General features: G+C 70.3%; 20 protein-coding genes and 1 pseudogene. 12 read left to right on the top strand and 9 right to left on the bottom strand.

What is annotated here, in order from left to right; all coding sequences use genetic code 11:
• A partial coding sequence (cobT, locus tag GAS53_RS47420) for a nicotinate-nucleotide--dimethylbenzimidazole phosphoribosyltransferase (protein ID WP_225859557.1) occupies nt 1-1,110 on the bottom strand: 1,110 nt, incomplete at its 3' end.
• A gap of 200 nt (nt 1,111-1,310) precedes the next feature.
• Here cobT and GAS53_RS47415 point away from each other — a divergent pair.
• Complete coding sequence (locus GAS53_RS47415; protein ID WP_151483995.1) at nt 1,311-2,420, top strand: class I SAM-dependent methyltransferase; 1,110 nt, start codon at nt 1,311-1,313, stop codon at nt 2,418-2,420.
• An 89-nt stretch (nt 2,421-2,509) separates the two neighbouring features.
• Here the strand turns inward: GAS53_RS47415 and GAS53_RS47410 are convergent, their stop codons facing one another.
• Nucleotides 2,510-3,709, bottom strand: a complete 1,200-nt coding sequence (locus GAS53_RS47410) for a bifunctional adenosylcobinamide kinase/adenosylcobinamide-phosphate guanylyltransferase (RefSeq protein ID WP_151483994.1) — start codon at nt 3,707-3,709, stop codon at nt 2,510-2,512.
• 218 nt (nt 3,710-3,927) lie between these two features.
• On the opposite strand from GAS53_RS47410, the gene GAS53_RS47405 reads away from it, so the two are divergent.
• Complete coding sequence (locus GAS53_RS47405) at nt 3,928-4,140, top strand: hypothetical protein (protein ID WP_151483993.1); 213 nt, start codon at nt 3,928-3,930, stop codon at nt 4,138-4,140.
• A 90-nt stretch (nt 4,141-4,230) separates the two neighbouring features.
• Here GAS53_RS47405 and GAS53_RS47400 read toward each other — a convergent pair whose 3' ends face one another.
• From GAS53_RS47400 to GAS53_RS47390, 3 genes are all read right to left on the bottom strand, one after another.
• Nucleotides 4,231-5,301 (bottom strand): S1C family serine protease, encoded by a 1,071-nt coding sequence (locus GAS53_RS47400; RefSeq protein ID WP_151483992.1) that lies wholly within the window; start codon nt 5,299-5,301, stop codon nt 4,231-4,233.
• A gap of 61 nt (nt 5,302-5,362) precedes the next feature.
• Entirely contained in the window at nt 5,363-6,064 is a 702-nt protein-coding gene (locus tag GAS53_RS47395) for a class I SAM-dependent methyltransferase (RefSeq protein ID WP_151483991.1), read from the bottom strand.
• Nucleotides 6,065-6,147: 83 nt separating this feature from the next.
• Entirely contained in the window at nt 6,148-6,774 is a 627-nt protein-coding gene (locus GAS53_RS47390; RefSeq protein WP_151483990.1) for a DUF3043 domain-containing protein, read from the bottom strand.
• A 278-nt stretch (nt 6,775-7,052) separates the two neighbouring features.
• Between GAS53_RS47390 and GAS53_RS47385 the strand changes: the two genes are divergently transcribed.
• The 6 genes from GAS53_RS47385 (at nt 7,053) to GAS53_RS47360 (ending at nt 15,983) form a co-directional block, all read left to right on the top strand.
• The gene (locus tag GAS53_RS47385) at nt 7,053-7,847 is read left to right on the top strand and encodes a PspA/IM30 family protein (protein ID WP_151483989.1); all 795 of its coding nucleotides are present in this window, start codon (nt 7,053-7,055) and stop codon (nt 7,845-7,847) included.
• A 35-nt stretch (nt 7,848-7,882) separates the two neighbouring features.
• Nucleotides 7,883-8,161: a PspA-associated protein PspAA gene (gene pspAA / locus GAS53_RS47380; protein WP_151483988.1), complete on the top strand. Its 279-nt coding sequence runs from the start codon at nt 7,883-7,885 to the stop codon at nt 8,159-8,161.
• A 194-nt stretch (nt 8,162-8,355) separates the two neighbouring features.
• Nucleotides 8,356-9,666, top strand: coding sequence for a sensor histidine kinase (locus tag GAS53_RS47375; RefSeq protein WP_151483987.1), 1,311 nt, complete (start codon nt 8,356-8,358; stop codon nt 9,664-9,666).
• A complete protein-coding gene (locus tag GAS53_RS47370; protein WP_151483986.1) occupies nt 9,663-10,346 on the top strand; it encodes a response regulator in 684 nt (227 codons plus the stop codon). The genes GAS53_RS47375 and GAS53_RS47370 overlap by 4 nt, the downstream gene beginning before the upstream one ends.
• Before the next feature lie 164 nt (nt 10,347-10,510).
• The gene (locus GAS53_RS47365) at nt 10,511-13,642 is read left to right on the top strand and encodes an efflux RND transporter permease subunit (RefSeq protein ID WP_151483985.1); all 3,132 of its coding nucleotides are present in this window, start codon (nt 10,511-10,513) and stop codon (nt 13,640-13,642) included.
• A gap of 133 nt (nt 13,643-13,775) precedes the next feature.
• Nucleotides 13,776-15,983, top strand: a complete 2,208-nt coding sequence (locus tag GAS53_RS47360) for a protein kinase domain-containing protein (protein ID WP_151483984.1) — start codon at nt 13,776-13,778, stop codon at nt 15,981-15,983.
• Nucleotides 15,984-16,001: 18 nt separating this feature from the next.
• On the opposite strand, the gene nadA is transcribed toward GAS53_RS47360, so the two are convergent.
• On the bottom strand, nt 16,002-17,186 hold the full coding sequence (gene nadA / locus GAS53_RS47355; protein WP_151483983.1) for a quinolinate synthase NadA: 1,185 nt from the start codon (nt 17,184-17,186) through the stop codon (nt 16,002-16,004).
• 322 nt (nt 17,187-17,508) lie between these two features.
• Here nadA and GAS53_RS47345 point away from each other — a divergent pair, with 322 nt between their 5' ends.
• Nucleotides 17,509-17,865: a HesB/IscA family protein gene (locus GAS53_RS47345; RefSeq protein WP_033325602.1), complete on the top strand. Its 357-nt coding sequence runs from the start codon at nt 17,509-17,511 to the stop codon at nt 17,863-17,865.
• Between the two features lie 304 nt (nt 17,866-18,169).
• Here the strand turns inward: GAS53_RS47345 and GAS53_RS47340 are convergent, their stop codons facing one another.
• Entirely contained in the window at nt 18,170-19,693 is a 1,524-nt protein-coding gene (locus GAS53_RS47340) for a hypothetical protein (RefSeq protein WP_225859556.1), read from the bottom strand.
• 239 nt (nt 19,694-19,932) lie between these two features.
• Nucleotides 19,933-20,151 carry a hypothetical protein gene (locus tag GAS53_RS47335; RefSeq protein ID WP_151483981.1) on the bottom strand — a complete coding sequence of 73 codons (219 nt, stop codon included), beginning with the start codon at nt 20,149-20,151 and terminating at the stop codon, nt 19,933-19,935.
• 162 nt (nt 20,152-20,313) lie between these two features.
• Between GAS53_RS47335 and GAS53_RS47330 the strand changes: the two genes are divergently transcribed.
• A complete protein-coding gene (locus GAS53_RS47330; protein WP_151483980.1) occupies nt 20,314-21,288 on the top strand; it encodes a carbohydrate kinase family protein in 975 nt (324 codons plus the stop codon).
• 68 nt (nt 21,289-21,356) lie between these two features.
• Here GAS53_RS47330 and GAS53_RS47325 read toward each other — a convergent pair whose 3' ends face one another.
• Entirely contained in the window at nt 21,357-22,745 is a 1,389-nt protein-coding gene (locus GAS53_RS47325; protein ID WP_151483979.1) for a cysteine desulfurase/sulfurtransferase TusA family protein, read from the bottom strand.
• A 434-nt stretch (nt 22,746-23,179) separates the two neighbouring features.
• On the opposite strand from GAS53_RS47325, the gene ctaC reads away from it, so the two are divergent.
• Together ctaC and GAS53_RS47315 are read left to right on the top strand one after the other, a co-directional pair.
• Nucleotides 23,180-24,145 (top strand): aa3-type cytochrome oxidase subunit II, encoded by a 966-nt coding sequence (gene ctaC / locus GAS53_RS47320; RefSeq protein ID WP_151483978.1) that lies wholly within the window; start codon nt 23,180-23,182, stop codon nt 24,143-24,145.
• Nucleotides 24,142-24,331, top strand: a pseudogene (locus GAS53_RS47315) (cytochrome ubiquinol oxidase subunit I); the annotation flags it as partial. The gene ctaC and the pseudogene GAS53_RS47315, both read left to right, overlap by 4 nt.

Below are 24,331 nucleotides of genomic sequence, written 5' to 3'. Positions count from 1 at the left end.
CTCGGGGGCCTCGGGGGCCTCGGGGGCCTCGGGGGCCTCCGGGGCCTCCGGGGCCTCCGGAACCTGGGGCCCCTCGGGGAGCTCCGCGGCCAGCGCCGCCGCGGACTGGACCAGGGGAAGGGCGAGCAACGCCCCCGCACCCTCGCCGACCGTCACGCCGTGGTCGAGCAGCGGGTCGAGTGCCATGCGGTCGAACGCCTTCGCCTGGCCCGGTTCCCCGCTGGTCTGGCCGGCCAGCCACCAGTCCGGGGCGCGGAAGGCGACCCGCTGGCCCACCAGCGCGCAGGCCGCGGAGACGACCCCGTCCAGGATCACCGGAGTCTTCCGGACCGCGCTCTGCAGCAGGAAGCCGGTGATCGCGGCGAGATCCGCCCCGCCCACCGTCGCGAGCAACTGCAGTTGGTCTCCGAGAACCGGCCGAGCGCGGCGCAGGGCGTCACGGATCGCCGCGCACTTGCGCATCCAGGCGAGGTCGTCGATGGCCCGCCCCCCACGCCCGGTGACGACCGACGCGTCGGTGCCGCACAGCGCCGCGATCAGGACGGCCGCGGCGGTCGTCCCGCCGACGCTCACATCTCCGAGTACGACGAGATCGGTCCCGGAGTCGGCCTCCTCGTCCGCGACGGCGACCCCCGCACGGAACGCGGCCTCCGCCTCCTCCAGGGACAGTGCGTCCTCCACGTCGATCCGTCCGGACCCACGCCGCACCCGATGCCGTACGACCTCGTCGGGCAGGCTCTCCGGCTCGCAGTCGAGCGCCATGTCCACCACCCGCACGGGCACTCCGAGCCGCCGGGCAAGGACCGACACGGGACTGGCGCCGTCCAGCACGGCCCGCACCAACTCGTCCGCGCTCCCCGCGGGCCGCGCCGACACCCCCAGTTCGGCAACCCCGTGGTCACCCGCGAACAACACCACGCGCGGACGCTCGATCGCCCGCACCGGCACGGCCGACTGCGCGGCCGCCAGCCACTCACCGAGTTCGTCGAGGCGCCCCAGGGACCCGGGCGGCACGACCTGCCGCTCCCGGCGCGCCTCGGCGTCACGGCGCACACCACCGTCGGGGCGCTCGATCAGATCGGTGAAGTCGTCGAGATTAAGCGAGCTCATTCGCCGAACAGTACCGGCAGTGATCGGGGCCGACTCCTGACGGTCGCCCGGTGCACATCGCGAGGTCATTGCATCCATGATCGCGATCCCATACGTTCCGATTTGCAGTGGATTGTCGTACCGGTTTGTATCGGCCGGTAACAGCTCATATCAGCCTCTACAGGGTCGTACCGCGTCGGACCGGCAGGAGCAGACAGACCATGCCCCCCACACCCCACACACCCCCCACACCCCTCGTGCAACAGACCGTCGCCTGGCGTCGCGCCGCGTACCTCAGCGAGCTCGCCCAGGGCACCGACCGCTTCCACGAACCCCGCAGACCCGACTGCCCCTGGTGCGGCTCACAGCGGCTGCGTACCCGGCTGCGCACCCCGGACCTGCTCCAGCACAAGCCCGGCACCTTCGTCGTCGACGAGTGCGAGGACTGCGCCCACGCCTTCCAGAACCCCCGCCTCACCGCCGAGGGCCTCGCCTTCTACTACCGGGACTTCCACGAGGGCCACGAGGAGCACCAGGGCCACGAGAAGTTCGCCGAGCGGATCCTGCGGGCCCGCGCCGGACGCAGACGCCACGAGGCCGCGGCCCGGGCCATGCTCCCGTACCCCGAGCCCGAGAGCTGGCTGGACGTCGGCACCGGCCACGGCCACTTCCCGGCGGCGGCCAAGGAGTTGTACACGTACACGTCCTTCGACGGGACCGACCCCACCCCGCGCGTCGAGAAGGCACAGGCGGCGGGCCGGATCGAGGAGGCCCACCGCGGCCGGCTGCCCGACCTGGCCGACCGGCTGCGCGCCCGCTACGACGTGGTCAGCATGTTCCACCACCTGGAGCACTGCCCCGACCCGCGCGAGGAACTGCGCGCCGCCCTCGCCGTACTGCGCCCGGGCGGGCACCTCCTCATCGAAGTCCCGGACCCGGACTGCGCGTTCGGCGCGCTTCTCGGCAAGTGGTGGGTGTCGTACGGCCAGCCGCAGCACCTGCACCTCATGCCGCTGCGCAACCTGCTCGACGAACTCGACGACCTCGGCTGCACGGTCGTCTCCACCGACCGCCGCGAGCCGCACATCCCGTACGACCTGACGGGCGCCGTCGCGCTCGCGCTCGCTCACCGGTTGCCCCGTGCCGACGTCCCGTGGCGGCCCGTGCCACCGTCCGAGCTCGAGCGCGGCGTACGGACGGTCCTGTCACGGGCCGCCGTGCCTCTGCTCGCCTCCACCTTCGCCTTGGACCACGCCCTGGCCCCACTGCTTCGCCGCACGCGCTTTTCGAACGCGTACCGGATCATTGCCCGCCGGAGCCCGTCGAGATGAGCCTGCGCACCGCTGCGCGCCGGGCCATGGTCCGCACCCGGCCTTGGCCCGCACCCGGCCTCGGTCCGCTCCGCTCCGCTCCGCGACCGTCACCCCTTCAACGTGAGCGCCTGCCCCGCCACCACCAGCAGCACGTGCTCGCACTCGGTCGCGAACACCGTGTTCAGACGGCCCAGTTCGTCGCGGTAGCGGCGGCCGGAGGGGGTGGCGGGGACGATGCCGGAGCCGACCTCATTGGAGACGGTGACCACCGTGCGGCGGGTCTCGCGCACGGCGGCCGTCAACTCCTCGACGCGGGCCCGCAGCGCGCGCTCGCCGCCGCCGGCCCACTCGTCGTCGTCCCACGCGTTCACGGAGTCCATCGCGTCCGTCAGCCACAGGGACAGACAGTCGATGAGCAGCGGCGACCCGTCCTCCTTCAGGAGCGGTACGAGGTCACAGGTCTCGGCGGTACGCCAGGAACCGGGACGCCGCTCACGGTGGGCGTTCACCCGGGCCGCCCACTCGCTGTCCCCGTTCCGCGTGCCGCCCGTCGCCACGTACAGCACGTCCGGAAAGGCCTCGAGCCGCCGTTCCGCCTCCACCGACTTCCCGGACCGCGCCCCGCCGAGCACCAGAGTCCGCCGCGGCACGTCGGGCACGTCCTCGTACACCCCCACGATCAGCGTCGTACCGTCCGGCACGGCCCGCGCCCCCGAGGCCGCGAGCCGCCTCCGCAGCTCCCGGCCGGGCGACACGTCGTGGTCGAGGTGCACCGCGATCACGTCCGTGGTCGGCCCGACGGCCCCCGCCATCCGCAGCCGGGCCAACGCGTCCGGCCGCCCGACGACATCGGCGACCACCATGTCGTACGTCCCGGTCGTCTCGTCCAGACCCGCGGGCGCCGCCCCCGGCGGCAGATACAGCAGCCGCTGCCCATCGGGCCCCGTGACCGCGTACCCGGTCCCCGGCGAGTCCATCGGCACCGCCCTCACCCGATGCCCCGTCAGCAGCGCCAGCTCCCGTCCGTCCGGCACCCGCCCCGGCTGCGGCAGCCCGGCCGGCACCTCCACCGCGGGCCCGTCATGCGGATGCGACAACAACACCTGCCGCACCCCGCCCAACGACCGCCCCACCCGAGCCGCCGCGAACGCCGCGCCGGGCGTGAGATCCAGCAACAACGCCCCATCCACCAACAGGGCGGTAGCCGCCCGCGCATCCACCCCCAACGCCACAGCACAGGCCGCACAAGAACAACCAGGACGGGGCACCCCCACAGGAGCACCGGTACCAAGCAAAGTCACTTCCACGAGATTGATTTTTCCGCGTCAGCACGGCTCGTGCGCGCCAGGGGTGCACAAGGGCGCGCCCCGTCAGGGGCGCGGGGAACTGCGCGACCAGCCCCCACCAACCCGCAGACAACACACAACACTTCTCGACCTGCACCTTTGAACACCGCACAACCAGCGGAGCGCCTAGGCTGCACGCAAAGAGCCCGATCTTGCTCGGTACTTTTTGGGAGGCTGACATGGCGGCATGGACGTGGCGGTTCGAGAAGGCCGACGGGACGGAAGTCCAGCCCGCGGTCCAGCCCGAGGAGTTCACCACCCAGGGCGACGCGGAGTCCTGGCTCGGCGAACACTGGAAGGCGCTGGCCGACGGGGGAGCGGACCAGGTCCGGCTCTTCGAGGACGCCACGGAGATCTACGGCCCGATGAGCCTGCACGCCGAGGCTTCCTAGACTCCGTAGCCCATACGCGTGAGGGCCGCGGCCGTACGAACGGCCGCGGCCCTCAGCCATGCACCACCCTCGGCCCGAGACCGCCGAAGGCTACTGCTCGCCCAGCGTGACCTCGACGCTCTTCTCGCTCCCGTTCCGCGTATACGTCACCCGAACCCTGTCCCCCGGCTTCTCGGCCGCGAGCGCCTCGGAGAGCGAGGTGATCGTGGTGATCTCGACGTCACCCAGTCCGGTGATGACGTCCCCGGCCTCGATGCCGGCCTTCGAGGCCGCGCCCCCGTCCCTGACCTGGACCACGGCCACCCCCGCGGGCTGGTAGTCGTCGCCGACGACCGTCCGGCCGGTGATGCCGAGCGCGGCCCGCCCCGAGTCGGTGACCCTGCCGTCCTTGACGATCTGGTCGGCGATCGTCCGCACCATCGACGCGGGGATCGCGAACCCGATGCCCGGCGCCGCGCTGTCGCCCAGGCCGGGGTCCGTCGCGGCGAGCGTCGGAATGCCGATGACCTGTCCGTCGAGATTGACGAGGGCGCCCCCGCTGTTGCCCGGGTTGATCGCGGCCGACGTCTGCACCATGTTGGCGATGGTCGCGCCCGTACCGCCGCCCGCACGGCCCTCGCTGACGGTGCGTCCGGTCGCCGAGACGATGCCCTGGGTCACGCTGGACGACAGCCCGAGCGGCGAGCCCATCGCCAGCACGATCTGGCCGACCTCCACCTTCGAGGAGTCACCGAACTCGGCCGCCTTCAGACCCTCCGGCTTCCTGTCCAGCTTGATGACCGCGAGATCCTGCTCGGGATACGCGAACACGAGCTTGGCGGTCAGTACGTCCTCGCTGTTGGCGGTCGTCACCTTGAAGGTCTTCTCGTTCCCCACCACATGCGCGTTCGTGACGATGTGCCCGTTGTCGTCGTACACGACCCCCGAACCCAGATCGCTGCTCGCCTGAATCTGTACGACCGACGGCAGGACGTCCTTGATCACCTTCTGGTAGTCGCCCTGCAGATCGTTCGCGGCCACGGGGGCGGCGGCCTGCGTGGTGAGGTCGCCCTCGGCTTTGGCCGACGACTCGCCGCCGGAGCACCCGCCGAGCAGGACCATGGAACAGACGGCAGCAGCCGTTACGGGAAGGAACAGGGCACGAGTGCGCGATGCGTCCATGCCCCGAGTGTCCCTTTGGGGCGATTGTCCGGCTTGTGCTGGACGTCCAAACAGGGGGGTCTCAGCCCCGTACCCCGCAAAGGTGCAGCAACGCCGCCACCCGTCGATAGGGATCCGTCCGCCCGGCCCGCTCCTCCGCGGCCAGCAGAACGTCCACGTCGTCCGGGACCGCCGCGTCGTCCGCGGCCGTGTCCGTGAAGACCCGCACCCCGTACCAGGCGTGCAGCGGCGCCCCGATCCCGGCGAGCGTGCCGGTGAGCGCGTCGAGCCGGTCGGCGCGTACGTCGAGCCCGAGCCGATTGGTGTAGGTGGTGGTGTCGAAGGAGGCGAGGGCGCCGGCCCAGTCACCGGCCAGTCCCGGCCGCATGGCCAGCGCGTCCGCGTTCCGTACGAGCAGGGACAGCAGCCCGCCGGGGGCCAGCATCCGGGCAAGGCCGGCGAGCAGCGGATCGGGCTCCTCGACGTACATCAGGACGCCGTGACACAGCACGACATCGAAACTGCCCGGCAGGAAGTGCACACCGGTGTCCCGCCCGTCGCTCTCGACGAGCCGCATCCGCCCGCGAATGCCCTCGGGCTCGGCGGCCAGCGCCTCCCGGGCCACGGCCAGCATCTTCGCGTCCTGCTCGACCCCGGTCACCTGATGCCCGGCCCGGGCCAGCCGCAGCGCCTGCGTGCCCTGACCCATGCCGACGTCGAGCACCCGCAGCCGCTGCCCCACCGGGAACCGCCCGGCTATCTGCTCGTCGAGCTGCCGGGCCACCAGTTCCTGTCGTACGACATCACGCAGTGCGCCCAGCTTGCTCAGCCAGGCATCCGCCGCGCCCCCTGCGAAGGACCCCGCGCTCAGGGTCGCTCTCCGCGCTTGACCTGCGGCTTCGGCAGCCGGAGGCGACGCATCTGGAGGCTGCGCATCAGCGCGTAGGCGACCGCGCCACGCTTCGGCTCGTCCGGGTAGCGCGCATTCAGCTGCTTCTTCAGGCGGATCGCGATGCCGATCGAGTCGACCACGATCAGCACGATCACGAAGAGCCACAGCAGCAGCGCGACGTTCTGCAGCTGCGCGATCCGGACCATGCTCAGTACGAGGATGACCACGGCCAGCGGCAGGAAGAACTCGGCGATGCAGAACCGCGAGTCGATGAAGTCGCGCGCGAGCTTGCGCACCGGACCCTTGTCGCGGGCGGGCAGATAACGCTCGTCACCGCTCGCCAGCGCCTGGCGCTGCTTGTCCATCTGGGCACGGCGCTCTTCGCGCTGCCGCTTGGCGGCCTCCTTGCGGTTGGTCGGCGTATTGGCCACGCTGCGGCGCTGGCCCTGGGCCTCGCTGCGCTTGGGCGTGGGCCGACCCTTGGGGGCCTGCGGGTCACGGGGCTGAGTGGAGTCGGTCAACGACGCCTTGTCGGCGTGGGCCTTCTCATCCTTGGCACGGCTACGGAACACAAAACCCAAGGGTAATGGGTACGGAGGCATGGACGTCGGCCGAGTGGGGAACGATCCGGCAACACCGGTCGTCTGTAGTGGGACAGAGAAGCCTGAAAAGGGGTGGCTGCCCGCGGTTCTCCCGGACGACCCCGGGACGAACCTGGGGGGACACCTACTCCCTACGCCGGAGCGAGATCGTTCGCAGTCGTCCTTGGGGATGAGCGCATCCGTCCCGGAACAGTGCGGTAATGGATGCAGGGCCCGTACTGTGGGTTCTGTTGCAGTCGCTGGAGCTGGAGTCCGTCAGAAGGGGGCGCGCGAAGCCCATGAGCGGTGTCATGAAGCGTATGGGGATGATCTTCCGCGCGAAGGCGAACAAGGCCCTTGACCGGGCCGAGGACCCGCGCGAAACCCTCGACTACTCGTACCAGAAGCAGCTGGAGCTGCTGCAGAAGGTGCGCCGGGGTGTCGCCGATGTGGCGACCTCCCGCAAGCGCCTGGAGCTGCAGCTGAACCAGCTTCAGAACCAGTCCTCGAAGCTGGAGGACCAGGGCCGCAAGGCCCTCGCTCTCGGCCGTGAGGATCTGGCCCGTGAGGCGCTGTCGCGCCGTGCCGCGTTGCAGCAGCAGGTCACCGACCTGGAGACGCAGCACCAGACCCTCCAGGGCGAGGAGGAGAAGCTGACCCTCGCGGCCCAGCGGCTCCAGGCCAAGGTCGACGCCTTCCGTACGAAGAAGGAGACCATCAAGGCCACGTACACCGCCGCCCAGGCGCAGACCCGGATCGGCGAGGCCTTCTCCGGCATCTCCGAGGAGATGGGCGACGTCGGCATGGCCATCCAGCGGGCCGAGGACAAGACCGCGCAGCTTCAGGCGCGGGCCGGTGCCATCGACGAGCTGCTCGCCTCCGGCGCCCTCGACGACTCCTCCGGGCTCCAGAAGGACGACATCCAGAGCGAGCTGGACCGGCTGTCCGGCGGCACGGACGTCGAGCTCGAGCTCCAGCGGATGAAGGCCGAGCTGGCCGGCGGTTCCTCGTCCCAGCAGGCGATCGAGGGCGGTCAGGGCCAGACTCAGTCCCAGCAGCAGTCGCAGGACACTCCGCGCTTCGACAAGCAGTAGGCCCGAGCAGTGGTCCCACGCCTTAGGAGGGCGTCATGATCGTACGGATCATGGGGGAGGGACAGGTGAGGCTGGACGACGGCCACCTCACCGAACTGAACAAGCTGGACGACGAGCTCCTCGAGGAGATGCAGTCCGGCGACGAGGAGGGCTTCCGGCGCACGCTGGGGGCGCTCCTCGACGCGGTCCGCCGACTCGGCACGCCGCTCCCCGACGACTCCCTCGAGCCCTCCGAACTCATCCTCCCGTCCCCCGACGCAACACTGTCAGAGGTCCGGGAGATGCTTCGCGACGACGGCTTGATCCCCGGCTGAAGATCAGCCCCTCCGGCGTTTGAGGAGCGGGGGTTCGGGGGCCGGCCCCCGACGGGGTCTGGGGCGGAGCCCCAGAAGGATGGGACGGGTAGGGGCGGCGGGGGCGAAAACCCAGCCGGAGCCGACCCGCACCCACCCCGATTACCGCCAGCACCCGTTCCGCCCCCTGCAAGGGCCCCGTACCGTAAACAAGTGTGAGCACACTAGAGCGCGCCCGGAACCGACTGCGGGCATACCCGCTGGTGGTGGACGGCGCCCTGGCGGCAGCGGTCCTGGCCTGCATGGTGGTGGGCTCGTTCGCGGAGCCGAACGGCCGGCACGGCGGCCCGGAATGGGGCACCCGCACCCCGGACGCCCTCGCCCTCACCCTGATGCTGCTGGCCGCGACGGCCCTGGTCTTCCGCCGCCGAAGCCCCATGAGGGTCCTCGCCGCGACGGGCGCCCTGTCCGCCGTGGAGTTCGTGACCGGCGACCCCAGGGCTCCGGTCGCGATGTCCGCCGTCGTAGCCCTCTACACGGTGGCCTCGACGACCGACCGCCCCACCACCTGGCGCGTCGGCCTGCTCACCATGACCGTCCTGACCGGAATCGCCATGCTGGCCGGCCCCCTGCCCTGGTACGCCCAGGAAAACCTCGGCATCTTCGCCTGGACCGGCATGGCCGCCGCCGCGGGCGACGCGGTCCGCAGCCGCCGCGCCTTCGTGCACGCCATAAGAGAGCGCGCCGAGCGAGCCGAGCGCACCCGCGAGGAGGAGGCCAGACGCCGAGTCGCCGAGGAACGCCTCCGCATCGCCCGCGACCTGCACGACGTCGTCGCCCACCACATCGCCCTGGTCAACGTCCAGGCCGGAGTGGCCGCGCACGTCATGGACAAACGCCCCGACCAGGCCAAGGAGGCCCTCGCCCACGTCCGCGAGGCCAGCCGCTCCGCACTCAACGAACTCCGCGCCACGGTAGGCCTGTTGAGGCAGTCGGGCGACCCCGAGGCGCCTACCGAACCGGCCCCGGGACTGCACCGCCTCGACGAACTCGTCGGCACCTTCCACAGCGCGGGCCTCCCCGTCGAAGTGGCCCGCACCGACCAGGGCACCACCCTCCCCGCCGCCGTCGACCTGGCCGCGTACCGCATCATCCAGGAAGCCCTCACCAATGTGCAGAAGCACGCGGGCCCGGAGGCGAAAGCCGAGGTCAGCGTCGTGCGCGTGGGGCCGAACGTGGAGATCACCGTCCTGGACAACGGCCCGGGCGACGACGCGGCGGCCCGCCTCGAGGAGAACAGCGGCCACGGACTCCTCGGCATGCGCGAGCGGGTCACCGCGCTCGGCGGCACCTGCACCGCCGGACCCCGATACGGAGGCGGCTTCCGGGTGCATGCGATCCTGCCGGTCAAGAGCCGCACCGGAAGCACCGCATCCGCGACAGCGTCATCCACGACAGCGTCATCCACGTCAGCCGCACCCACGACAGCGGCACCGACCACGGCACCCACGGGGGACCCCGCATGACCATCCGCGTCCTGCTCGCCGACGACCAGGCACTGCTGCGCAGCGCGTTCCGTGTGCTGGTCGACTCCGAGCCCGACATGGAGGTCGTCGCGGAGGCCTCGGACGGCGCGCAGGCGGTCCGGCTGGCGCGCGACGAACGGGCCGACGTCGTGCTGATGGACATCCGCATGCCCGGCACCGACGGTCTCGCCGCGACACGGCTGATCAGCGCCGACCCCGGCCTCGCACACGTACGCGTCGTCATGCTGACGACCTTCGAGGTCGACGAGTACGTGGTGCAGTCCCTGCGGGCCGGAGCCTCCGGGTTCCTCGGCAAGGGCTCCGAGCCGGACGAACTGCTCAACGCCATCCGGATCGCGGCGGGCGGCGAGGCGCTGCTGTCGCCGGCGGCCACCAAGGGGCTGATCGCCAAGTTCCTCGCGCAGGGCGACAGCCTGGACGACGACCGGGACCCCGCCCGCGCCGAACGCCTCGAAGCGCTGACCGTCCGGGAGCGCGAAGTCCTCGTCCAGGTCGCCGGCGGGCACTCGAACGACGAGATCGCGGAGCGCCTGGCGGTCAGCCCGCTCACGGTGAAGACGCACGTCAACCGGGCCATGGCCAAGCTGGGAGCGCGCGACCGGGCCCAGCTCGTGGTGATCGCGTACGAGTCCGGACTGGTACGTCCAAGGGTGGAGTGAGCTCCACCCTTCGTACTGCGGTCGCGGTATGCGCCGTATAAGGAAACGGGACCTGGGGGCGAGGGTTGGGGCCTCACCCATGGCTCAGAGTGATAGGCGGACGCTCACATGAGCCCATTTCGCCGCTCAAGTCGCTCAAGCCACAGAAGAGAGATCCACCACCCATGTCCTGGCTGTCCCGCTTCAGCCTCGCACAACGGGCCCTCATAGGTCTGATGTCCATCATCGCGCTCGCCTTCGGGGCGATAGCGATCCCGCAGCTCAAGCAGCAGCTGCTGCCCACCATCGAACTGCCCATGGTGTCGGTCCTGGCGCCGTACCAGGGCGCGTCCCCCGACGTGGTCGAGAAGCAGGTCGTCGAGCCCATCGAGGACACCCTCGAAGCGGTCGACGGGATCTCGGGCGTCACCTCCACGGCCAGCGAGGGCAACGCCCTGATCATGGCGTCCTTCGACTACGGCAACAACGCCGACCGGATCGTCGCCGACGTTCAGCAGGCCGTGAACCGTGCCCGTGTGCAGCTCCCGGACGACGTGGACCCGCAGGTCGTCGCCGGTTCCACCGACGACATCCCGACCGTGGTGCTCGCCGTCACCTCCGACAAGGACCAGCAGGCCCTCTCGGACCAGCTCGACCGCACGGTCGTCCCCGCGCTGAAGGACATCGACGGCGTCGGCCAGGTCACCGTCGACGGTGTACAGGACCTCGAGGTCGCGGTCACGCCCGACGACGCGAAGCTGGCGAAGGCGGGGCTGACCTCCGCCGCGCTCGGCCAGGCACTCCAGGCGGGCGGCGCGACCGTCCCGGCCGGCTCCTTCGACGAGGACGGCAGCAACCGCACGGTCCAGGTCGGCGGCGGTTTCACCTCGCTGAAGCAGATCGAGGACCTGATGGTCACGGGCGAGGGCGGCAAGAAGCCCGTCCGCCTCGGTGACCTCGCCACCGTCGAGGAGGAGCCCGCCAAGGCGGATTCCATCACGCGGACGAACGGCAGGCCGAGCCTCGCCGTCTCCGTCACCATGGACCACGACGGCAGCGCGGTCGCGGTCTCCGACGCGGTCCAGGACAAGCTGCCGGACATGCGGAAGGACCTCGGCTCCGGCGCCACGCTGACCGTCGTCAGCGACCAGGGCCCGGCCGTCTCCAAGTCCATCAAGGGCCTCACCACCGAGGGCGCGCTCGGTCTCGTCTTCGCGGTCCTGGTCATCCTGGTCTTCCTGGCGTCGGTCCGCTCGACGCTGGTCACCGCGGTCTCCATCCCGCTGTCGGTCGTCCTCGCGCTGATCGTGCTGTGGACCCGCGACGAGTCGCTCAACATCCTCACGCTGGGCGCCCTGACCATCGCCATCGGCCGCGTCGTCGACGACTCGATCGTGGTCCTGGAGAACATCAAGCGCCACCTCGGCTACGGCGAGGAACGCCAGGAGGCGATCCTCAAGGCCGTACGAGAGGTCGCGGGCGCGGTCACCTCCTCGACGCTCACCACGGTCGCCGTCTTCCTGCCCATCGGTCTGGCCGGCGGCATGGTCGGCGAGCTGTTCGCCTCGTTCTCGCTGACGGTGACGGCCGCCCTGCTCGCCTCGCTGCTCGTCTCGCTGACGGTCGTACCGGTGCTCTCGTACTGGTTCCTGCGCGCCCCCAAGGACATGCGCGGCATCGACCCGGACGAGGCGCGCCGCAAGGCCGAGGCGAAGGAGGCGCGCAGCCGCCTCCAGCGCTTCTACGTTCCCGTCCTGCGCTTCGCGACCCGGCGCCGGCTCACCAGCGTGGCGATCGCGGTGGCCGTCTTCATCGGTACGTTCGGTATGGCGCCCCTGCTGAAGACGAACTTCTTCGACCAGGGCGAGCAGGAAATCCTCACGGTCAAGCAGGAGTTGAAGCCCGGCACCAGCCTGGCGGCGACCGACGCCCAGGCCAAGAAGGTCGAGAAGATGCTCGCCGGCGTCAAGGGCGTCGAGGACTACCAGGTCACGATCGGCTCCTCCGGCTTCCTGGCCGCGTTCGGCGGGGGCACGGACACCAACCAGGCCTCGTACACGGTCAAGGTCGCCGACTCGGCCTCCTTCGACGACGTCCAGGACGGCATCGAGGAGGGGCTCGGCAAGCTCTCCGGGGTCGGTACGACGACGGTCGCGGCCGGTGACGGCTTCGGCAGCCAGGACCTGAGCGTCGTGGTGAAGGCCGCCGACGCCGACGTACTGCGCGAGGCCTCGGAGGAGGTACGGGACGCGGTCGCCGGGCTCGACGACGTCACGGACGTGACCAGCGACCTCGCCCAGTCCGTGCCGCGGATCTCGGTCAAGGCCAACGACAAGGCGGCCGCGGCCGGTTTCAACGACACGACCCTCGGCGCGGCCGTCGCCCAGGCGGTGCGCGGCACCACCAGCGGCAAGGCGATCCTGGACGACACCGAGCGGGACGTGGTCATCAAGTCGGCGAAGCCGGCCGAGACCCTGGACGAGCTGGAGAACCTGAGCCTCGGCGCCGTGAAGCTCGGTGACATCGCGACGGTGAAGCTGGTCGACGGCCCGGTGTCGATGACCCGCATCGACGGCCAGCGCGCCGCCACCATCTCGGCGAAGCCGACCGGCGACAACACGGGCGCGGTCAGCGCCGACCTCACGGCGAAGCTCGACGCGCTGAAGCTGCCGGCCGGTGCCACGGCCGACATCGGCGGCGTCTCGCAGGACCAGGACGACGCGTTCGCGAACCTCGGCCTGGCGATGCTCGCGGCGATCGCGATCGTCTTCATGCTGCTGGTCGCGACCTTCCGGTCGCTGATCCAGCCGCTGATCCTGCTCGTCTCGATCCCGTTCGCGGCGACGGGCGCGATCGGCCTGCTGGTGGCCACGGGCACCCCGATGGGTGTGCCGTCGATGATCGGCATGCTGATGCTCATCGGCATCGTCGTCACCAACGCGATCGTGCTGATCGACCTGATCAACCAGTACCGCAAGCAGGGTTACGGAGTCGTCGAGGCTGTGGTGGAAGGCGGCAGGCACCGTCTCCGCCCGATCCTCATGACGGCCCTGGCCACCATCTTCGCCCTGCTTCCCATGGCGCTGGGCATCACCGGCGAGGGCGGCTTCATCGCCCAGCCCCTGGCGGTGGTGGTGATCGGCGGCCTGATCACGTCGACACTCCTGACCCTGCTCCTGGTCCCGACGCTCTACGCGATGGTCGAACTCCGCAAGGAGCGGCGGGCGAAGAAGAAGGCGGCCAAGCGGGAGAAGAAGAGCGGGATTCCCGCTCGGCCGACCTCCGACTCGGACGAGCCGGAGCCCGCGGGCGTGTGACGGTCTGACCCGCACGGCCTGATCCAGGGCGGCCGGGCACCGAACCCCCAACGGTTCGGTGCCCGGCCGCCGTCGTGTGCCGTTACGTATCCTGTGGGCTCGAACTGCTTTACGGGGGAAGGGGATTCGGGCGGTGCCACTGCGCAGGGACGACCCGAAGTCGGTCGGCGGGTACAAGCTGGTCGACCGGCTCGGAGCCGGGGGCATGGGGGTCGTCTACCGGGGCAGAGCGCGTTCGGGGCGTGAGGTCGCCGTCAAGGTGGTGCACGCCCAGTACGCCGCGGACGGCGTCTTCCGGGCCCGGTTCCGACAGGAGATCGAGGCCGTCCGCAAGGTGAGCGGCGCCTTCACCGCACCGGTCGTGGACGCCGACCCGGAGGCGGCGCGGCCGTGGATGGCGACCCAGTACGTGCCCGGCCGCTCGCTCGCGCAACGGATCCGCGGCCGGGGCCCGCTCCGGGACGCCGAGCTGCGGCAGCTGGCGCTCGGTCTGGTGGAGGCGCTGCGCGACATCCACCGGGCCGGGGTCGTGCACCGCGACCTGAAGCCGGCGAACGTCATGATGGCCGAGGACGGCCCCCGGGTCATCGACTTCGGCATCTCCCGCGCGGCTGAGAACCAGACCCTGACCGAGACCGGCCAGATGATCGGCACCCCGCCGTTCATGTCCCCGGAGCAGTTGACCGACGCCCGCACGGTAGGTCCGGCCTCGGACGTCTTCTCGCTGGGCGCGCTGCTGGTGTACGCGGTGACCGGGCGGGGCCCGTTCGACACCGACAGCCCCTATCTGACGGCGTACCGGGTGGTCCACGACGAGCCGGTGCTGGACGGGGTGGGCGGGCCGCTGCGCACGGTTCTGGAGCGCTGCCTGGCCAAGGAAGAGGCGGACCGGCCGGGACTCGACGAGTTGGCACTGGAGTTCGCGACAGCCCTGCCGGAAGGGGACGCGGGCGACCTGCCCACCGTGACCCTGGGCCGGGCCGCACAGGCGGTGACGGAGACCCGCCCCGGGACGGTGGCCGACCCGGGCGGCGACGGCCGGCCCCGCCTACGGAGCCGTATCCGCCCGCTGTGGGCCGCGGTCGGCACGGTCGGCGCGCTGGTCCTCGGGCTGACGGCCTATCCGCTGATCGGGCCGGGGCAGGCGGAGGACCCGGGGGCGGCGCTTCCCCAGGGCTGGAAGCAGTGGCAGACAACGGTGTACGAGAGCGCCCCGCGAGGCGCGAAGAAGGCCATGAGCGTGCACGGCGGGACGGAGGGCGGGCCCGAGTGTCTGGTGCACGAGGACGCCGTCTACTGCGGGGGCGAAGGAGTCCTTCCCGTACGCCTGGACGGCCGGACCGGCAAGACCGTCTGGCGCGCCGGCATCGCGCCCTCCGGCACCGACAGCGCGATGTACTCCGCCTACCCCCTCGGTGTCCGGGACGGCGTGATGCTGGTGCAGCAGCAGATCCTCGGCGAATCCACCGAGACCGACCCGACCGACATCATTGCCCTCGACGCCGAGACCGGTGAGCGGCTCTGGAGCCGTAGGGTGAGTGAGGCCTACGTCGACATGACCTTCTCCGGCGGCGTGGTCGTGACGCCGGACAAGAGCGGCCGCACGCTGATGGCCCTGTCGCCGCGTACCGGCGCCGAGCGCTGGACGAAACCGCTGCCCGCGAACCACTACTGCGCGTTCACCGAGGCCGGCGAGGGCCTGTATCTGGAGTGCCTCCCGGACACAACGGAACCTCAGGACCATCTCGTCCTGCAGCTGAATCCGACCGACGGCTCGACACGGCGGCTGACGGGGCCGAACAACGGTGGCCTTCTCGGGGTCCTCGACGGCCGGCTGCTCTTCCTGCAGTCGACCGACAACGAGCAAGGGGAAGAGCTGGTCACCGAGGAGGTGCTGTACGACCGGATCCTGCTGGTCCATCCGGTCACCGGTGCCCGCAGCACGACGAAGCTGGCCAAGGAGTACGCGGGACAGGTGACCCTGGTGGACGGCACGCTGTGGTTCGCCGCCTCCAGTGGCCGGGTGACCGCCGTGTCGGCCCGCACGGGCAAGCCGCTGCAGCAGATCTCGACCAGCCTGGAACTGCCGAGCCTGCCCACGTACGACCCGCGGACACGGGCTCTGTACCTGGCCAGTGCCAGCGGCCGCGTGGCGGCCCTCGACACGCGCGAGCGCACGCTGCTGTGGGAGACGCTGCCACGCGCCGAGAAAGTGTCGTCCGGCTTCACTGTCGAGCCCGACGTGCTGCTCCAGGAGGGGGCGCTGGTGGTGACCATCCCGAACGGCACGGTGTTCAGCCTCGATCCCGCTCACCCCGAGCGGAAGTCCGCCTCGGGGTGAGCGGGATCGGGCACCGGGTTACGGCAGCGCCAGCATCCGCTCCAGCGCCAGCTTCGCGAACTGCTCGGTCTCCCGGTCGACCTCGATGCGGTTCACGAGGTTGCCCTCGGCCAGGGACTCCAGGGCCCAGACGAGGTGGGGGAGGTCGATGCGGTTCATGGTCGAGCAGAAGCAGACCGTCTTGTCGAGGAAGACGATCTCCTTGCCCTCGGGAGCGAAACGGTTCGCCAGGCGGCGGACGAGGTTCAGTTCCGTACCGATGGCCCACTTCGAGCCGGCCGGAGCCGCCTCCAGCGCCTTGATGATGTACTCCGTGGAGCCCACGTAGTCCGCCGCCGAGACGACCTCGTTCTTGCACTCGGGGTGGACGAGGACGTTCACGCCCGGGATGCGCTCACGCACGTCGTTGACCGAGTCGAGCGAGAAGCGGCCGTGCACCGAGCAGTGGCCCCGCCACAGGATCATCTTGGCGTCGCGGAGCTGCTCGGCGGTCAGCCCGCCGTTCGGCTTGTGCGGGTTGTAGAGGACGCAGTCCTCGAGGGACATGCCCAGGTCGCGGACGGCGGTGTTGCGGCCCAGGTGCTGGTCGGGAAGGAAGAGCACCTTCTCGCCCTGCTCGAAGGCCCACTCCAGGGCCCGCTGGGCGTTGGACGAGGTGCAGATCGTGCCCCCGTGCTTGCCCGTGAACGCCTTGATGTCCGCGGACGAGTTCATGTACGAGACGGGCACGACCTGCTCGGCTATGCCGGCCTCGGTCAGCACGTCCCAGCACTCGGCGACCTGCTCGGCGGTGGCCATGTCGGCCATCGAGCACCCGGCGGCCAGGTCGGGCAGGACCACCTTCTGGTCGTCGGAGGTCAGGATGTCCGCCGACTCGGCCATGAAGTGCACACCGCAGAAGACGATGTACTCGGCCTCGGGGCGCGCGGCGGCGTCCCGGGCCAGCTTGAAGGAGTCACCGGTGACGTCCGCGAACTGGATGACCTCGTCGCGCTGGTAGTGGTGGCCGAGCACGAAGACCTTGTCCCCGAGCTTCTCCTTGGCCGCGCGGGCGCGCTCCACCAGGTCCGGGTCGGACGGCGAGGGCAGGTCACCGGGACACTCGACGCCGCGCTCGCTCCTCGGGTCGGCCTCACGGCCGAGGAGCAGCAGGGCGAGGGGCGTCGGCTGTACGTCGAGCTCCGTGGTCTGGGCGGTGGTCACGACACGCACCCTTTCTGTTCTGCGGCTCGCGGGGATCGAGTCCAACCGATCCCCGCGGGACATGCGGGACAAGCCTTTTCGTCGAATTGACGCTATCTATCATAACCGCTTCATGTCACTTTGACGATGCCCATAGCGTCGATGTGACGTGAATCCCGCGGTCATTGCACTGAGGTTGTCCACAGGCCGTTTTCCGCTTCCAACCGGGTGTGCGAGCATGAAGGGAGAAGCCAAAGACACACGCTCGGCCCGGAATGAATCCGCGGCCCCGCCGGTTGCACCCGTCGGCAAGCAGTCTCCGTACAACCCGGGAGAGAAGCAGATGTCCGTATCGGACGAGACCACCACCGTGAGCGACGGCATCCTCCTGTCGGACGCCGCCGCGGCCAAGGTCAAGGGCCTGCTCGAGCAGGAAGGCCGCGACGATCTGGCGCTGCGCGTCGCCGTTCAGCCCGGCGGCTGCTCCGGCCTGCGGTACCAGCTCTTCTTCGACGAGCGCTCCCTCGACGGCGACGTCGTCAAGGAGTTCGGCGGTGTGAAGGTCGTCACCGACCGCATGAGCGCTCCGTACCTGGGCGGCGCCTCCATCGACTTCGTGGACACCATCGAGAAGCAGGGCTTCACGATCGACAATCCGAACGCGTCGGGTTCCTGCGCCTGCGGCGACTCCTTCAGCTAAGCCTGAGCCCGGCTTCAGCCGAGCCTGAGCCCGAGCCGAATCCCGAGCAACGCGGAAAGGCGGCGCCCCCTCCAACAGGGCGCCGCCTTTCGCGTACCGGAAGCCGTGCGCCAAGCGCTCCGCTGGGGGCACGGTAATGACCCCGCGGACCGGTGGGGGCTGGTCGCGCAGTTCCCCGCGTCCCTTACGGGGCGCGGTACCGCACCGGATTTCACCAAGGTCGCTCAGGCCCGTCCCGGTGCCGAGCGCTGAGCCCGTTTGCGTGCCGCGCGCTCAGCGCGTCCGCAGCCATGCGGCTACTTGGCTATTTGTTCGGCTTCGGCAGGTCCTTCTCCAGCGGGACGGCCTTGCCGTCCGTGTCGACCACCTTCCGGTCCCCGAGCGGCTCCTTGAGCTCGACCTTCTCGTGGAAGACCTTGGCGATCATGATGCAGACCTTGTCCTTCCACGGCTTCTCGGTCACCCGGACCGTCACCGTGTCCCCGGTCTCCTCCGCCGAGGCCGAGTAGTCGCTGCACACCCCGCCCGTGAAGCGCACGGTCAGCTCCCTGCCGTCCGCGCTGTAGCCCTCGACCCGGACGTCCCGCGTCGCCGGCGCGGCGGTCGTCCCGTCACCGGGCTCGCTCGGCCGCGGGCTCGGCGGCGTCGTCGGCTTGTCGCTGGGCGTGCCGCCCGGCGGCTGCGGAGAGGTCAGATACCGCGGGTCGACCGCGGGATGCGTGACCGTGAAGCTCTCGCCGGCGCCCGAGGGCCGTACCTCGAAGAGCCAGGACGGCACCAGCGCCTGCCGCCCGTCCACGAAGTGCGTGGCCAGACCGAACACGGCGTCCTCGACGACGACCGGATCGGGCTTCGGCGCCACGGTCGTCGTCTCGCAGGGCGCATCCTTCCTGTCCTTGAGCGGTACGGGACTCGCGCATCCGCCGATGCCCACGCGCCCGTCGCCCGAGCCGGACCCGTTCAGCAGGTCGAGCGTCTTCTGGGCACTGATGACGGGGTACGTGTCGCTCTTCACCGGTGTCTTCAACTGGCCGCTGCCGCCCACCACTTGGCCGTCCGGGCCGATCTGCAGGCCGGTCGTCCAGCCGTACGTCGGCAGTCCACCGACCTCGGGCTGCGCGTTCACCACGCGTACGGCGTCCATCAGCTGGCTCGCGTCGAGCTTCGCGTCGTCCTGACCCACCGCCTTGAGGACGGGCGCGGCGGCCTTCTTCGCGGCGTCCGCGCTCACCGGGTCGACCTCGGAGCCCTTGGCGGCCCCGCTCTCGCACACCGTGGTGCTCTTGCAGTTGTCGGTGCCGGGCGCGAAGCGGTTGAACGTCCAGGTGCCGGGTGCCTGCTTGTTCACCTGCAGACCCGGACCGAACCCGTCCTTCGTGGCCCCGACCTTCCAGGCGTCGCCCTCGGCCTTCGGCGTGCCCTCCACGTCCAGGGCCTTCGCCAGCCTGGCCACCTCCGCCGCGGTGACCTCGCCCTTCGTCCGGTACACGGCCGCGGAGGAAGGGCCGTCGGGAAGCTCGCCCTCGGCGCGGTACCTCGCACCGCTCGGGTCGGGCTCACCGGGCGCGATGCCGTTCGTGTCGTCCGTACGGCCCTCGGTGTAGCCGTCCAGGGCGAGGGGCGGAGGAGTGTCGTCACCGCCCGGCGCACCGGAGCCGTCCCTGCCTCCACCGCCGCCGGTCGCGGTCGCGGCGAAGTACGCCCCGCCGCCCCCGACGAGCAGCACCGCGGCCGCGACCGAGGCGACGGCCACCGGGGAACGCCGCCGGCGCGGCCTGTCCTCGTCGGCGGCTCCGGCCGCGTCGTTGTCGGGTCGCTCGATGTCCACCGCATCGCTCCTTCTGCCACACCGCTGTCCCATGAGACCCACCCCTGACCGGGTCAGGGCACAGCAGGGTCGTATCCGGCATCCCCTATAAGGGGGACAGCGATGGGACGCGGCGGGGGAGCGCGCGGTTCCCTCCGGGACGGTGGCGGAATGAAATCTGCGGGCCGTCCGTGGCTGGTCGCGCCCGCGCGGCGGAGCCGCATATGTCACGGCCCCGCGCCCCTTCAGGGGTGAGGCGATCAGTCGCCGTATTCCGACATCGCGTCCAGCAGCCGGGCGGAAGCCGGCGGCACCGTCACACCGTGGATGAGTGACGGCGACACTGGAAGGGGCGCGATCCCGGCGGGAGCCACCCAGTGCGGGACCATGCGCGCGCAGTCGCCCCGCAGCTCCGCGAGCCCGCCTTCAACGCCTTCGAGGCCGAGCGGAGCATCACCATGGATCTTGAGGTTCGTCATAACGGAACCGTATGCACCGCAAGCCCTACGAAAAAAGCCCTACTATCGGGTAGTTTTGCCTGCTCGAAGAGACGGACTCCAGAGGGATCCCACCGGCGGCGGGAACGCTGACCCGGTAGCGTGAACTGTCAATCCCCCTCCTCGCAGGAGTGTGTCCTAGCCGTGCGTATCGCAGTCTCGGGCTCCATCGCCACCGACCACCTCATGACCTTCCCCGGCCGTTTCGCCGACCAGCTGGTCGCGGATCAGCTGCACACGGTCTCCCTCTCCTTCCTGGTCGACAATCTGGACGTACGCCGGGGCGGCGTGGGTGCGAACATCGCCTTCGGCATGGGCCAGCTCGGCTCCTCGCCGGTCCTGGTCGGAGCCGCCGGCGCCGACTTCGACGAGTACCGTGCCTGGCTTGAGAGGCACGGCGTCGACACCGACTCCGTACGCATCTCCGAAGTGCTGCACACCGCGCGCTTCGTCTGCACCACGGACGCCGACCACAACCAGATCGGCTCCTTCTACACCGGCGCCATGAGCGAGGCCCGTCTCATCGAGCTCAAGGCGGTCGCCGACCGCGTGGGCGGACTCGACCTCGTCCTGATCGGTGCGGACGACCCCGAGGCGATGATGCGGCACACCGAGGAGTGCCGGACGCGCTCGATTCCGTTCGCCGCGGACTTCTCCCAGCAGATCGCGCGGATGAACGGCGAGGAGATCCGTACGCTCCTGGACGGCGCGACGTATCTCTTCTCGAACGAGTACGAGAAGGGGCTCATCGAGTCCAAGACCGGCTGGAGCGATGCGGAGATCCTTTCCAGGGTCGGGCACCGTGTGACCACCCTCGGGGCGCGCGGTGTGCGGATCGAGAGTGTCGGGGCGGATCCGATCGAGGTCGGCGTGCCGGAGGAGACGGCGAAGGTCGACCCGACAGGGGTCGGTGACGCCTTCCGTGCGGGGTTCCTCTCGGGGCTCGCCTGGGGGGTCTCGCACGAGCGGGCCGCGCAGGTCGGGTGCATGGTCGCGACGCTCGTGATCGAGACCAAGGGCACGCAGGAGTACGAGCTGCGGCGGTCGCATTTCCTGGACCGGTTCACGAAGGCGTACGGCCATGACGCCGCCGCTGAGGTGCAGGAGCACCTGGCTTAAAGGTCCCGTCCGTCCGTTTGAGTACGTCTGCGGGTGCGTGGGGGCTGGTCGCGCAGTTCCCCGCGCCCCTAAAGGGGCGCTGTGCGGCGGACCACGTATGCCGTTCCTCTGTCCGCCGGTTCCTCTCCTACGTACTCCTGGCCCCGCATCTCGCACCACGCCGGGATGTCCAGGCGGGCCGCCTCGTCGTCCGAGAGGACGCGGATCGTGGCGCCGACGGGTACGTCGTTGATCACCTTGGCGAGTTCGATCACGGGGATCGGGCAGCGCTTGCCGAGGGCGTCCACGACGAGGGAGTCCTCGTGGACGGTCACCGTGGGGGTGGTCGACGGGGCGCCCAGCTTCTCGCGGACCGTCGCGACCGTGCCGGGGAGGACGTCCAGGAAGCGGTCCACGTCCTCCGCCGGTGTGCCCAGGGGGAGGGACACCCGCACGTTGCCCTCGCTCAGTACGCCCATGGCCTTCAGGACGTGGCTGGGTGTCAGCGTGCTGCTCGTGCAGGACGATCCGGACGAAACGGAGAAACTCTCGCGGTCCAGCTCGTGCAGCAGGGTCTCTCCGTCGACATAGAGACACGAGAAGGTGAGGAGGTGGGGGAGCCGGCGGACCGGGTCGCCCACCACCTCCACGTCCGGGACCAGTTCCGGCACCCGCGCGCGGATCCGGTCCGTCAACTCCCGCAGCCGGGCCGACTCAGCGGCCGCCTCCGCCCGTACGGCACGCAGCGAGGCCGCGGCGGCGACGATCCCGGGGATGTTCTCGAAGCCCGGAGCACGCCCCGACTCCCGTTCGTCCACGGGGCCTTGAGGCGCGTACCGCACCCCCTTGCGCACGGCGAGCAGCCCGACCCCAGAGGGCCCGCCCCACTTGTGGGCGCTGCCCGTCAGCAGTGACCAGCCGCCCTCGACCGGTCCCCAGGCCAGCGACTGCGCCGCGTCCACCAGCAGCGGTACGCCCGCCGCACGGCACGCTTCGGCGACGGCGGCCACCGGCTGCTCCGTACCCACCTCGTGGTTGGCGGACTGGAGGCAGGCGAGCGCGGTGTCGGGGCGCAGGGCCTCGGCGTACGTGTCGGGGGAGACCGCGCCGGTGCGCAGAACGGGCACTTCGGTCACTGTGCCGCCCTCGTCGTGGTGGACCTCCGCCGCATGGAGTGCCGAAGAATGTTCGACCGCGGACACGATCAGGTGGCGGCCGACGCGGCGGCGGCCCGCCAGGGCCCCGGAGATCCCGGTGTGCACCGCCCGTGTGCCTGATGTGGTGAACACCAGCTCGTCCGGGCGGCAGCCCACCGCTTCGGCTGCCGCCTCGCGGGCGGCGTCCAGCAGGAGCCTGGCGCGCCTTCCCTCGCGGTAGAGGCGGGCCGGGTCGGCCCAGCCTTCGTCGAGTGAGGCTTGCAGGGCCTGGCGGGCGACCGGGTGGAGCGGGGCGGAGGATGCGGCGTCGAAGTAGGACACGACATCACGCTATTCCGTCTGGTCAGGTGTGGGTACCTGGGGCTGTTCGTCGGGTGCGGGCCGTGGGGGCCGGCCGCGCCCACGCGGCGGGGCCGCATATGTCACAGCCCCGCGCCCCAGAGGGGCGCGGGGAACTGCGCGAGCAACCGCAGCGGACCCGCAGGTGCCGACGAACCGGGTCATCCGAGTTCTCGGGCGCCCGAACGAGTTCTCAGGCGCCCGAACTCCCCGTCACATGCGCCCCGGAGCCGGGCATTCCACCCCTTCAGAGTGAGCCGCGGCGCGTTGGGGACCCTCCCCGCGCGACCCCAAAAAGCGTCCAGTAGGGTTTGGTCCGCATAAACATCCAAACCCCTGCCCGACGCAGGGCGGCGACCGGACCAGCGAGAAGGCCGCAGCCAACAGCGCGGGCGAGACTCTCGGGAAGGCGCTACGTGAGTCCCAACGGCTCCGACCGCTCGCCGCGGCGCCCGATGCGGCGGAAGCTGCTGCAGGCAATGACTGCGGGCCTGGTCCTGGCGACAGCCACCGGTTGCTCGTACAACTGGGAAGACTTCCCTCGCCTTGGTATGCCCACCCCGACCACGGAAGAGGCTCCGCGGATCCTCTCCCTGTGGCAGGGCTCCTGGGCGGCCGCGCTCGCCACGGGCGTGCTGGTCTGGGGCCTGATCCTGTGGAGTGCTTTCTTCCACCGGCGCAGTCGCACCAAGGTCGAAGTTCCCCCGCAGACCCGGTACAACATGCCCATCGAGGCGCTGTACACCGTGGTTCCGCTCGTCATTGTCTCGGTGCTCTTCTACTTCACGGCCCGCGACGAATCGAAGCTCCTCAGCCTCGACAAGAAGCCCGACGTGACGGTCAACGTCGTCGGCTTCCAGTGGAGCTGGGGCTTCAACTACGTCGAGAACGTCGACGGCTCGACCGGTGACGCGAAGACCGACAAGAACCTGGACGCGATTCCGAAGCGGTTCAAGGACGACTTCCCGGCGAACGCCGGCGGCGTCTACGACGTCGGCACGCCCGGCACCGAGAACCCGCAGACGGGCAACCCCGGTCCCACCCTCTGGCTCCCCAAGGGCAAGACGGTCCGCTTCGTCCTCACTTCTCGTGACGTCATCCACTCCTTCTGGGTGGTGCCGTTCCTCATGAAGCAGGACGTCATCCCGGGCCACACCAACTCCTTCCAGGTGACCCCCAACAAGGAGGGCACCTTCCTGGGCAAGTGCGCCGAACTCTGCGGCGTCGACCACTCCCGGATGCTCTTCAACGTGAAGGTCGTCTCTCCCGAGCGCTACGAGGCCCACCTCAAGGAGCTTGCCGAGAAGGGGCAGACCGGTTACGTCCCGGCCGGTATCGAGCAGACGGACCACGAGAAGAACCGGGAGACGAACCAACTGTGAGCATCCTCAACGAACCTCAGGGTGCCGCCGCGGCTGAAGACTCGTACGAGAACGAGCTGCCGGTACGGCGCAAGCAGCCCGGCAACGTCGTGGTCAAGTGGCTGACCACCACGGACCACAAGACGATCGGCACGCTGTATCTGGTCACGTCGTTCGCGTTCTTCTGCATCGGCGGCGTGATGGCGC

It is taken from the genome of Streptomyces albicerus (assembly GCF_008905045.1).
Lineage (GTDB): Bacteria > Actinomycetota > Actinomycetes > Streptomycetales > Streptomycetaceae > Streptomyces > Streptomyces albicerus.
This window is presented reverse-complemented; position numbering and strand designations above follow the sequence as displayed.